The 12,053-nt window shown below is 40.5% G+C and carries 7 protein-coding genes; all 7 read right to left on the bottom strand.

Features of this window, described 5'->3' with window-relative positions:
• Positions 1-61: 61 nt before the first annotated feature.
• Entirely contained in the window at positions 62-4,522 is a 4,461-nt protein-coding gene (locus QUF73_07165; GenBank protein ID MDM5225991.1) for a hypothetical protein, read from the bottom strand.
• On the bottom strand, positions 4,500-5,249 hold the full coding sequence (locus QUF73_07170; protein ID MDM5225992.1) for a DUF6063 family protein: 750 nt from the start codon (positions 5,247-5,249) through the stop codon (positions 4,500-4,502). The genes QUF73_07165 and QUF73_07170 overlap by 23 nt, the downstream gene beginning before the upstream one ends.
• Positions 5,246-6,757 (bottom strand): hypothetical protein, encoded by a 1,512-nt coding sequence (locus QUF73_07175; GenBank protein MDM5225993.1) that lies wholly within the window; start codon positions 6,755-6,757, stop codon positions 5,246-5,248. The genes QUF73_07170 and QUF73_07175 overlap by 4 nt, the downstream gene beginning before the upstream one ends.
• A complete protein-coding gene (locus QUF73_07180; protein ID MDM5225994.1) occupies positions 6,748-7,821 on the bottom strand; it encodes a DUF2220 family protein in 1,074 nt (357 codons plus the stop codon). Before QUF73_07180 ends, QUF73_07175 begins: the two co-directional genes overlap by 10 nt.
• A 719-nt stretch (positions 7,822-8,540) precedes the next feature.
• Positions 8,541-8,960: a Rieske (2Fe-2S) protein gene (locus QUF73_07185; GenBank protein MDM5225995.1), complete on the bottom strand. Its 420-nt coding sequence runs from the start codon at positions 8,958-8,960 to the stop codon at positions 8,541-8,543.
• 22 nt (positions 8,961-8,982) lie between these two features.
• Positions 8,983-10,122, bottom strand: a complete 1,140-nt coding sequence (locus QUF73_07190; GenBank protein ID MDM5225996.1) for an amidohydrolase family protein — start codon at positions 10,120-10,122, stop codon at positions 8,983-8,985.
• 124 nt (positions 10,123-10,246) lie between these two features.
• Positions 10,247-11,845 (bottom strand): BCCT family transporter, encoded by a 1,599-nt coding sequence (locus QUF73_07195; protein MDM5225997.1) that lies wholly within the window; start codon positions 11,843-11,845, stop codon positions 10,247-10,249.
• Between the last annotated feature and the right edge of the window lie 208 nt (positions 11,846-12,053).

The following is a 12,053-nucleotide window of genomic DNA, read 5'->3' on the forward strand; positions in this document are numbered from 1 at the left end:
AAGTATTGCATAGTTTCTGCAAAATGGCAATACTTTAATTCTTTTAATCTATTTCTAATTTCTAATGTACAGCTTCCTCCCCCTGATAAATCCGAAATGCCGGAACAATCGTATCCGATACAATCTCTTTCCCTTTTTCCCGGATGAAGTCCAATTTATAATAGGCATCGAACCTCTGGCTGATCTCTGTTTTCACCAATTCAGGCGGAGTGACGACGATGAATTGGAACTTCAGCTTATCAGCTACAGCGAAAATCGGGTCAAGCACATGCGCAGAAGCCGCTTGTCCGAAAGGATTATCACAGACTAACGGAACCCAGCTTTGATCGGTTTCACTCTTGACCGAAAGAAGCATCATCATCATGACCATGCGGGCAGATAGCTTTTGACCGCCGCTGCCATCGGATTTTGTCTTTGAACCCTGGTTGATCGTCTGCCAGGTTGAATAATGCTCACGCTGCGGTTTTCCGTACATGAAGGCATTATCAGTACGCATGTTATAAACCAACAGTTCCGGGTAACGATTTCTGAGAGAGACAAATAAAATCTGCTCATCACTGATAAGCTGTTTAATTTCCTGATCCAGCTCCAGATTATTGTCATCTATCATCTCGAAACGTTTCGTAATTTTGTTAATCGCCGAAACAAAATGCTGTTTCAGTAAAGGTTCAACATCTTCCGCTTTTTTAGGCAGAATGTCTTCTTTGAGCTGGACAAGCGGGAACGAACCACGATCATTTTTCAGCTTCATCTTGGCAATCATCGAGCGAATCGCTTCTGATATGCTCATCACTTTCATGCTTGCACGGCTTGCCCAGAAGTTTTGCGCTTTCTCTGCCCGTTCTTTATCGCGTTCCAGCTGTTCTAAGCCGCTTTGTGAAAAGCGCTTCATGTTTTGGACCACACTTTGAATATGCGCATAATGCCTTGTATCCATATGATCAAGCGTAGTTAAGACTTCATTCTTAAAGCGGATTTCCCAATCCTTGCCTTCAATATTGAGCTTTAAATTGCGAAGAGATTGTTCAATTTTTGCGTGCTTCTCCTGGCCTTCATCCTGAATACCCTGATGTTTTTCACTCCAGGAAATGATGCTTTGCTTTCCTTGACTCTTTATTTTTTCAATATCTTCATCCGCAAAAGCTGCAGCTTCCTCTTTAAGGATTACGGAAAGATGCAATTGATTGTTTTCAAACTCAGCAATGTTTTGTTCCGTCTCTTTTTTGTGCTCTTCCGTTTTCTTTATTTCTGCATTCGTCTGTCTGGTCTGGTCAGTGATCTCAACCGTCTTCACTTCCAGATCAAGCTCTGCCCATTCTTCAGGTTGTTTATCATGCTTGGCCACCTTTTTAGCAGTCTTATCACGCTGCGCCTTCGCATGCTTTAACGACGTATCTGCTACAGTTACAGCTGTTCCCTGCTCACGCTCTTCTTTCTCTGCTGCCTTTGTTTCCTTTGCAGCTGTCTGTACCATATTTTCCATAATACTCATTGGTTCATCCGGTACAGACGCTTCTTTCCACTCTTCATTAAGAGCATGAAGTTTTTTCTCCAGTTTCTTTTGCTGCTTTTGCTCCGATTCTCTTGTTGCCTGAATCGCCAGCAATTCACTGGCTTGTTCTTCTTTTGATTTTTGCAGCTGTTTGAGCTCCTCAATGCTTCCATTAATTTCTTCTAACATATGGGGTGATAATCGCGGAACCTCTTCAGAAGCTTCTGCTTTCTCAGCGGCTGGAAAAACCGCACCTTCTATAAAGAATCTGATCTCCTTAATATTTTGCTCGGCTGATAGCTTCCATTCCAAATAGGTTTGGCTCCACTTTTCCTGCAGACCAACGATAGTCTGATGCTCGTTTCCAAGCTCTTTCTGTGCACTTTCGAAAGCTTCCTTTTGTTTCTCTTTTTCCTGCTTTACCCGTTTATTTTCCTGGTGCAGCGACTTTTCATGTTTAAAGTTCTCTACTGTTTCCACATCTTTTAATAGCTTCTCAATCTTTACCTTCGACTTTTCCAGCTGTTCTCTAAGTCCCAGCTGCCGTTCTTTTTCTTTTTCCTCCTGCATGATGATGGCCTGCAATTCCGTTTTCTTGGAAAGCAGGGTTTCCTTTTCCTGAAGCAGTGCTCTTACGATATCTCCGGCAAGGTCATTGGAAAGGAAACGGTCGATTTCTTTTAAGATACGCCGGAGAGAGCTCTCCGTTTTTTCAATTTCCAGAAGTGCATCTTTCTTTTCTTCTATTTGTTTTGCAATCTTAATTTTCCAGTTCGTGAACTGATTTTTATCTGTCAGCAGTTCCTTCTCCGTTCCGGTGATCATCACAAAGGAATTCTGATGATTACCGCCCGACATGTCTTCCCGCATAAAAATTGGAACCGGGCTCTTAAACATTCTTCCGGCAAGGACCTGCTTATTCATTTTTTCCCATTGCGTCCTGCTGACAACTAAGCCGTATGGGAGGAGCGGATAAGAAAGCATGTGGCTCGCGATTTCATCAGGTTTTAAGGATTGGAGAAATTGTGAGCCGTAAAACACATCTATGCCTGTTTTCTCATCAATCCATTCCTTCAGTTCCTTCACATCATTATTCGCAATCCAGAAATGCTCATCATTCAAAGCATAATCCAGCTGCGTTTCCCAGAGCGCTTTTTTAATGTCTTCCCCTTGCTCACGATTTTGAACGAGCAGCTCTTCCACCTGCAGGGCATATTTGGATAAAAGAGCATTCGTAAACTGCGCTGTGACATCATCCAGCACACCTTGCAGCTTATCGTACAGCTTCGCTTCTTTTCGCTGCTGCTCTTCACATTTCATCTTTAACTCTTCACACTTTTCTTCAGAGTACTGAATGGATTGCGCGAGCGTCCCATGTGAAGATGCAAGCTGATTCTGCTTATCATTGGATTGTTTCTCTTTTGCCTGCAAATCCTCGAGAGCCGCTTTTTTGGTTTCTATCTGTTTGCTAAGATTTTCGATTAAGCCCTGTAAATCGTAGGTTAAGCGATCACCGAATTCTTTGATAAGATGTTCTTCTTTTGATTCAAATTCATGAATTTGAGTATAAAGAAAATCAATTTCCGTACGAAGCTGAGCAATCTCCTGGGTCTTTTGTTTATCCTGCTTAGACAGGTCGTTTGCTTTTTTCTTTAAAAACTTCTGATTTCCGGAATAATGCTGAACGGCTTCCCTAATAGCGGCGGAGGATTTTTCCCACTGCTGTGCCGCTTCTTTTTTGATTTCATCCATTCTTTGATTCACTTGCTCCAGGCCGCTGTTCTGCTCAAGCTTCACAATCTGGTGGGAAAGCGCGCGAATGCTCTGTTCCCCTTCATGCCATTCTTTCAATAACAGCTGAAAAGCCAGCTCATCTTTTCGCTCCTGCTTTTCTTTCACCGTTTCCTGCAGAACCGTATGCTTCTTCTGCTCTTCCTCCAGTTTCTTCTCCCAATCCAGCACTTCCCGATGAGCTTTTGCATACTCGAGGTTATCTTTCTGAAAGCGCAGATCCACTTGCCTGCCCGTTAATTTTTCGATTTCCTTTTCCAGTTCAAGCAGGGTCTCCTCTTCCGTTTTCTTCAAATGCTCCAAAGCACCAAGCAGCTGTCTCCCGACCTTAATGCTGTCCTCAACAATTTCTTTATGCTCGATGCCCTTTGCCAGACTCTCTTCAAATGGAAGAATATCTTCCAGGAACTCTTTATGAGCCTGCTCTCTTTTTAGCAAAACAGGCAGGTCCTTTGCAATGCTTGCCTGACTCTTAAAAATCTCCACCAGATCGTTCTTCTGATGCTCCGTGCGGTGCAGAACCTGACTGACTGTAGGAATAATCCGCTTTTGGAAAAGGGAATGATCATCCTCAGCGCCTTCAAAGAATTTTCCAACGCCGCCCTCATCTTTATTAATGTCCTTCATAATATCCCAGTCTTTGCGGTTAATACCGTATGTATCAAGGATTCGGTAGTGCTTCTTTGTATCGCGGTAGACATCATATCCATTCCATTTTAAATAATCCTTCAGGCCTTCCGTATCAGCCAGTTCACCATCTTCATAGAGCGGAATATGTTCAAGGGATGCTTCTTCTTTCCGTTCAAACTCCCTTGTATAAAACGTAATATTTGGGACAATTTTCGCTTCCTGTTCAAGTGTTTTGCTTTCTCCGCCTTCTTCGTTCATGGAAATCCGCTGTTCTGCTGAAAACATTCCGCCAGTCACCAAATGCCTGCGGTCAGCCCCGTCGAGCTCCCATTGAATGAGAACATGAAAGGTATAAGGAATGAATTGCTCTTTATTATTAAAAAAGAACTGCTGATAATAGCGGTTGTTCTGCTTTCCCCAAGACGTTCCTGGCTTTAGAATCTGAAAGATGGTCTGCAGGAATACACCTTTCCCGCCTCCATTCATCATGGAGATGAGGCCGTTCGTGGAGGTTTCCTCATTATGAAAGTTAAATGTTGTGTCCTTATATTGCTTTTGCATGCCATCATATTTCAGGCCGGCAATTCTAATTCGATGGATTTTCGGCATGCTGATCCTCCTCTGTCTTCATTAATTCCTTGAACATTTCATAACGGTCATAATCATGATACAGATATTCAATTCGCTCAAATAATTCCTGTTTCGGTATCGCCTTTGGAATATCCTCCCGATCGAGAATGACGATAAGTCCTTCTGTCTCCAAAAGACGCATGCTGCTTGCAATCAAACCGATACGCGTCCTGCGATTGGCTTTCTTAGCTCCATAATCATCCGTGTCGACCTCCATGTATTTCCATGTTGTCACGACGTCCTTCATATCAATTTTTTCATCTTCTCCGAAATTGGGTTTTGCTTTAAGAATGCTATCCCAATTCATGATAACATCATTGACTTGCCGTTCCAGGGTATAGAAACTGATCCCTTCGCGCTTCGTACGGATTTTAGCCGCCTGGCTGCGGTCAATGCTTGCCAGAAATGCCATAATGACTACGCTCATCAGATGAAAATGTTTCTTAGTTTCAACCTGCTTATGCCTGTCCTTCATATGAGTAAAATTCGTAGCAAAAACAGACCCGGTCGGCTGCACGACGAGCTGAATCCGTTTTGGCGATTCGATGATAAAGGTCCCGGATTCGTCTGCCAATAAAAGAACCGTCTGTCTTACATCTGGATCAAAATACGTCTGAAAGTGCTCACTGTTTTCGTCAATGACTTTGTCTTTTAAAAGAGTAAAATAAACCGCTGATGCTTTCTTGATGCTTTCTGCACTCATCATTTCTCCTCCTGTACACAAATTTTAAACGGTGTGATTTTCATTTTATACCAGAGGAAGGGTTCAGCCCGATGATCAAACTTGGTATATATTTTCAAGCCTTCAAATACCTGGAACTGTGGATATTCCTGCATCAGTTTATAGAGGAGAATCTCCCGTTCATCACTTATCGACTCTTCTTTCCGTTGCAGCACCTGGACCTTCAGCGGCTTTTTATCAAACATCATCCATAAATCAATCGTTTCCGATTCTTCAAACCATAAATCCTGGACTTCAAGAGGCAATGTCGTTAAATCAGCCAAGGAAAACTCTCCGTATGTCTGCAAATATTGAAACACGTAGCTCCAGGCCTTGATGACAGAATCCCAGTTCGTTACCCTCTGATGGGTAATGCTTTCCTCTTGCACTTCTTCCTCCATTGCCTCTGTCAGCTGCTTTTCATCAAATTCCTGCTCTCCCCAAATCCAGTCCAAAGGCAAGATAAATTCATTCTTTGGCGAAAATAAAGGACCTAATACTTTTTCAACTCTATCGAATGAAGAAAACCCTTCTTTCATGAACCAGTTCTCATAAATATGCTCCCTGAATGAAACGAGGCTCGTTTCCCAAAACAGGGATGGGTTTTCCGCTTTCAGCTTCATTTCATAGGAGATATTTTGAATCACAAGCTTGGCGAAACGGTCATGCAATTGCCTCGTATGGCCGATCTTTTCCTGGAGAATGATCAATTCTTTTTGAATAAGATCATCTTCATCATTTCTTCGTTTCGTTTTCTCAATCATGCTGCTGATGGTGCGGAAGTGATTCTTCTCTTCTTCGAACTGCTTTTCAATTTCCGCACGGTTATCAGCCCTTTGCATTTCTTCTTCCATCAATAAGATTTTGGGATTATTGATCATTTCTTTTTGAAAGGAAAATTCTTTTGCCATTAAGCGGTTGACCCGTGAAATGAGGTGATCGAGGTTTCGAGTAGCTTTGCGGAAATTACCGTTTTTTATCAGCTGCATACTATAAAGCTGTTCAATGGTGATCGAGAATTCCTCTGCCATTTCCCTGCTCATGAAAATCATCTCCTGTGAGACATCTGTGAGCTTGTAGACAATGGATCCGCCCATCTCCAGGTTCGTATATAATTCATCCATCGTCACATAGCGGAAAACCTGCGTCTCCCATGATTGCCGGATTTCATCGTAATATAGGGCTTCAAATGGTCTGCTGTACTCTTCTTTTCCCTGATACAGAAGCCCGCTGGTAATGCGTTCAATCTGCTTCTCATCGGCCAAAAGCTTCATTTGCTTAATTGAATCTTCGACCATATACTTGATATCCGATTTTCTCCGATGATCATCATCATTCAATTCCCGATAAAAAATGGTGAGGAGCACCTGCATCAGAATCGTTTGGATATGAGGCTTCAGTTCTCCGACTTCCATTCCTCTCCCAAGCTCAAAAAGCGGGTTCAATCGCTTCATCCGCTGGGCGAATCCTTCCCATGATTCGTTCACATCCATCTCCTCCATGTTTCAATTGTTAAGACTTCCTGGGGAATCCGTTTATTTTCCTTCCATAATTGCATTAAGCGTTCCCTCTCTTCTTCTGAAAACCACTGGAAGAACGCATCCCGGTATTTAAGATTTTGAACCTGGCCAGATTTCTGTTCATTTGTTTGATCCAGACAATCAAGCATTTTACGGTAAATCTTTAATGCAGGCTGAATGCAGCAATCCGGATATTTTTCAATCAGCTGGGTCATGATTCCGTAACCTGCCGCATCAAGATCTCCCGCATAATAGAATAGATACGATTTAGCCGGGAAAATTTTAAAGAAAAACGATAAGCTACGTTCAATTTTAGTTCCTTCCCCATAAATGATGAGTTCAGGCTCATAATCAAGAAGTTCACTTTCCAATAATTGAATGGAAGTATGAAAGAATGATAGATTCTCGACAATCAGCACTCTCTGAATATCTTTGATTTCTTTTCCCTGCTTCATCCAAAATACAAAAGGCTCCCCGTATTTCACCACTTTAAGCTGCTCTTCTGATACGCCAATTCTAGCCAAAAAGCCTTTTCCATCCGGAAAGCTAACACCGTCTATCAAAAATTTTTCATGGTTGAACAGCTCCAGGCTTCTTTCCTCGAGTGAAACGATTTCCCGCTCCTGGCTGGATTGGAGAAAAGCATATAAATTCTGGATCCGTCTCCATTCCTCTTTCGTCTGCCATTCAGGGTACCGTTCATAAAAGGAAAAATCGAACAGATCACTTAACTTCATCATCTCGAGCCGATCCCATTTGTCGGCTTGGGCTTTGACGTTAACCCAGTAATATAAAGGCAAAGACGGTGTTTTCCCGTTATATTGATTATTATGTATAGGGGTCAGCTGCCCTTCAATTTGCAATGATTGAATGGCTTCATAAAACAGCGAATAACCATCCATTTCGTAATAATCTTCCAGCAATTTTCGCAGCTGAAATTCTAAATCGCTTATGTTTAATTTTTTCTTTTGCTTAGGGTGCTGAATATCTTCTATAAAACTTCTCACCCTTGTTTCGAGGATGTTGATTATTTTCACCTTCTTAATACTTCTTCGGGTCTGTTGAGACCACAATTATCTCAAGTGGACATCACTTTTATTATAAACTAGTTGCGGAAATGATGGTAATTGGATTTTAATGGCCGACTAAAAAAGGTGCCTGAACCTTTACTTGTTAACGGATTAACGCAGCCGGGGGACATTCACCTTTATTTTGGTTATATTAATTTGGAAGAGGTTTACATGGCGTCATATGAAAAGCGATATTAAAAATATGTCTCTTAGGGTCAAAGTTTTCGTATAATAAGTATTATACGAACATTTATTCTATTATTTTACTTCTATTGATCATACCGTTCTTTTCTTGCTTCATGATAAAACGAGCATACAGCTGCGTTAGGTGCGGGCCGTTATGTCCCAATAGAACCTGTAATAAAGTGCCTTTCCGTGTCATATGGGCAGCAAATGAATGGCAAAAGGTATGTGGCGAAATGTGAGTACCCAGCTGCTCTTTGTTATTGCTTAGAATTTTAATTGGTACATCGACACCCTGCATCTAAATAGGCTTTCAGGTGTACTGCACACTCTAGTGTAAATAGCAAAATGCGCTCCTTTTTACGTTTCCCTTTTGGTATCGTTATCATGCATTCCGGCCAATTGATTAACGATGTAAACAGTTATTAACATTTGAACTGATTCAAATATAAAAAGGACTGAGAAATCAGTCCTTAATTACCTACTTTATACTGTAATTTTTATTAGGGTTTACAATGGAAATTCTTTCGAATAACACTTTGAGGTTCCTTTCGAAGAATTAATGCAATGTAACCGTCTTCTTCTTTTACAATATAACTTCTTATAGAAACCTTATCTGGTGCGAATATCGTTTTACCCGTTTCCAGATCAAATTCCCATCCATGCAGCGGGCAGCTAATAATCCTGTTATGAAGTCCATATACATATTCTTGAGGGTTGGATGGAAGCTGCGTCCCCCCAATGGATCCATAGACCATAGGCACTCCCTGATGCGGGCATTTATTTGCAATTGCATAAAGATTTCCATCTACGTTAAATAAAGCAATTTCAACCCCATCGATCTCTACTAATTGTCGTTCCCCCTCCATTAATTCACTGATTGGAAACAACTTTACACTGGACTGTATTGTTTGAGAATTCATGATATCGCCTCCTGCTTCTAAATTAAAGCTTCCCATATGTTGATTTGGCATTATCGAAAAGTATCTTTTGACGCATTTCCTTAGAGAAATGTACAAATACTCTTTCCGCATCATCACCATCCCAATGAGGGTAGTCACTGCAATAAACAAGCATGTCTTCTGCTTTAATCATTTGAATTAAACTAACCAAATCCTTTGGACGAGTCGGTTCCTCTATTGGCTGAGTTCCTAATCTGATATTCCTTCTAATATATTCACTTGGAAGCATGTTTACCCAAGGTGTTTCATGGCGAAGGGATTTCCAATCTTTATCTAGCCTCCACATAAGAGGAGCAACCCATGAAAAACCATACTCTACGAATACAACTTTTAAATTCGGGAACTTTTCAAATACACCTTCTGTCACTAAACTGATAATATTCCGTTGAGCTACCAGCCCTAGAGCTGAATGCCATTCATAATATGTTGAAGCGGGCCCTATACCTAATGAAGCTGCATAATCACCCGTTCCTTCCGTATCAGGGTGCAGCACTATTGGAAGATTATATTTCTCAGCCATTTCATAAATTGGCCAAAAATGTCGCTTCCCCATTGGAATATTAATACAATGCATATTAATCCCGACAATTTCAGGCCGTCTGCCAATTCTCTCAATCTCTTTAATTGAGAGATCCGGATCTAACGGTGTGATCTCCATTGTCATTCTAAAACGAAGATCACTTTTTATCCATTTCTCGTATAACCAATCATTTACAGCGGATGTATATTTAGATGCTACTTCTACATTATGATAGGCAGACATTGTACCGTGACCAGCATTTAAGATTCCAAAAGTAGTGTTTGATTTATCAAACAAATCTTTCGTAAGAAAATCGGGATCAGTTCCTGGGAGGTCTCCATTAGGCGGATATGCATCTGCTCGTAATGGGCTTGCTAATGGGTTTCCATAGACTGATGTTGGAAAAAGAAACGATCCTCCATTTTGTTTTGATAGTGCCCCTTTTGAAAATTTTCCAAGACCCATTATTTTTTGAATGGATTCATCAAGGTAAGGAGTTAATTCATTAAAATCACTTAAAAATGGATGAACATCACAGTCTATCAACCCCGTTTTCTTCCCTGATGATTTAATTTCCACACTTTTTTCTGTTATACTACTCATCCTTTTGCACCTCTTCCTTATTTTTAACAAACATGTTCATATAAAAAACATGTTCATTTTGAAAGAATAAAGATACCGATTATATGAATCCCATATGATCGGCAGAAAACTTCATTGAAAGTTTCTATAAGCTGGTTTTTTTAGCAACAATTTCAACCGGAAGCAGAACACCCGTCTCATGGTCGATCGGATCTGTATGTTTCTCAGCAATAGATGAGTTATCCTTCTCATAATTTGTAATCATTTTTACGGTTGAAAAGGCAACAATGAACATAAAGAATAAAAGAGGAAATCCTGCAGCTGTCGCAATTAATTTAGTAGCATCAATTGCAGTTATTTTACCAGCGGGAGCTATTAGGTTTGTAAACGTAATCGCCGCCATAATAATCCCCCATAAGATTTTGACTCTTCCCGGTGCCTCTTGGTCTTCGGCTAGATTCTTCATGGATAGTGCTGAAATGGTTGAAGTCATTGAATCTGCTAAGGTGATGAATGAAATCGAAATACCTATGAGAAATACAATACTCATGAAAGTTGTAAACGGAAAGTTCTCTAAGAAGGCAAATAACGAAACCTCTAAACCTGAAGTTTGGATGCTTTCCCAAATCCCTCCTCCATTAAGTTCCAGGTGAATAGCAGCACCTCCATAAACCGAAAACCATACGATTCCGAATACAGCTGGGAGGAGAATATTTACTATCATAAATTGCTTAATGGTACGACCTTTAGAAATTTTTGCAATGAACATTCCAATTAAAGGGGCATAGGCAAGCCATACTGCCCAATAGAAAATCGGCCACCATCTTGGCCACTCAGAGCCGTCAATTGGGCTAGTGTAAAGTGTTCTTTCAAAGAAGGATTGTAAAAAATGGCCTGTTGATTGTGTCCCTAAAGATAGAATAAAAGCAGTAGGACCGAAGATTAATAGAAAAAGGATTAAGGCAAGAAATAGCTTTGTATTAAGGTCTGATAAGATGCGAATTCCCTTATGTAAACCCGTATAGCTTGAAATAACATAAGTAAGGACAATCAATAAAAGAAGAAATAACCAAAGGCCTTTACCTGTGGGAATCCCTGTAACTATATTTAATCCACTTCCGATTTGGGTAACCCCCATGCCAAGGGAAGCAGCAACTCCCCCTACTAATGCAAAGATACAAAGGTTATCGATTACATCCCCTATCCAGCCTTTTACTTTATTTCCAAACAGAGGGAATAGTACCGAACTAATTCGGTAAGGAAGTTTTAAGTTAAACATTGCAAAAGCAATGCCTATGCCGATGATGCTGTACATTGCATAAGGGATAAACGTATAGTGAATAAACGTCTGTGCTAGGGAAAACGTCGCAGCTACTTCACTGCCTGGCTCTAAACCCAATTCCTTCGGGGGATCCATAAAGTGTGTAACCGGCTCAGCAATCCCATAAAATAGAATTCCTGTTCCAATACCTGCGCATAAAGTAATAGAGAACCAACTCCAGTTACTTAACTCAGGCTTTGCATCCTTTCCTCCTAATTTAACCTTTCCATATTTTGAAAAGCTAAGATAGATGCAAATGAATAAGAAAACGACGCCGGACAATTGAAATAGCCATCCAAAATTTTTAGAGGCAAATCCTACTATCGCGTTTTCCGCATTATAAAAAGCCTCGGGAGTCACCAAACCAAAGAAAATAATAAAGAAAAAAATAACTGTCATTGGAAGTAAAATTGAAACCCTCATCCCCACGTACATACCCCCTCTTAGAATTTTTGAAAACACTTACAAAATACAACACAACAATACGAACGTGTTTTTTAAAAGAACATGTTCATATAATTATTTGTTAGAATAGTACAAATTTTCTAATATGTCAATATTTATTTTTTCACTATACAAATGTAATTTTCAAACGGCTTTGATATTTTCCCTTAGTATTCCCTTCCCTCTT

Source organism: Cytobacillus sp. NJ13 (genome assembly GCA_030348385.1).
In the GTDB taxonomy this organism is placed as follows: domain Bacteria; phylum Bacillota; class Bacilli; order Bacillales; family Cytobacillaceae; genus Cytobacillus.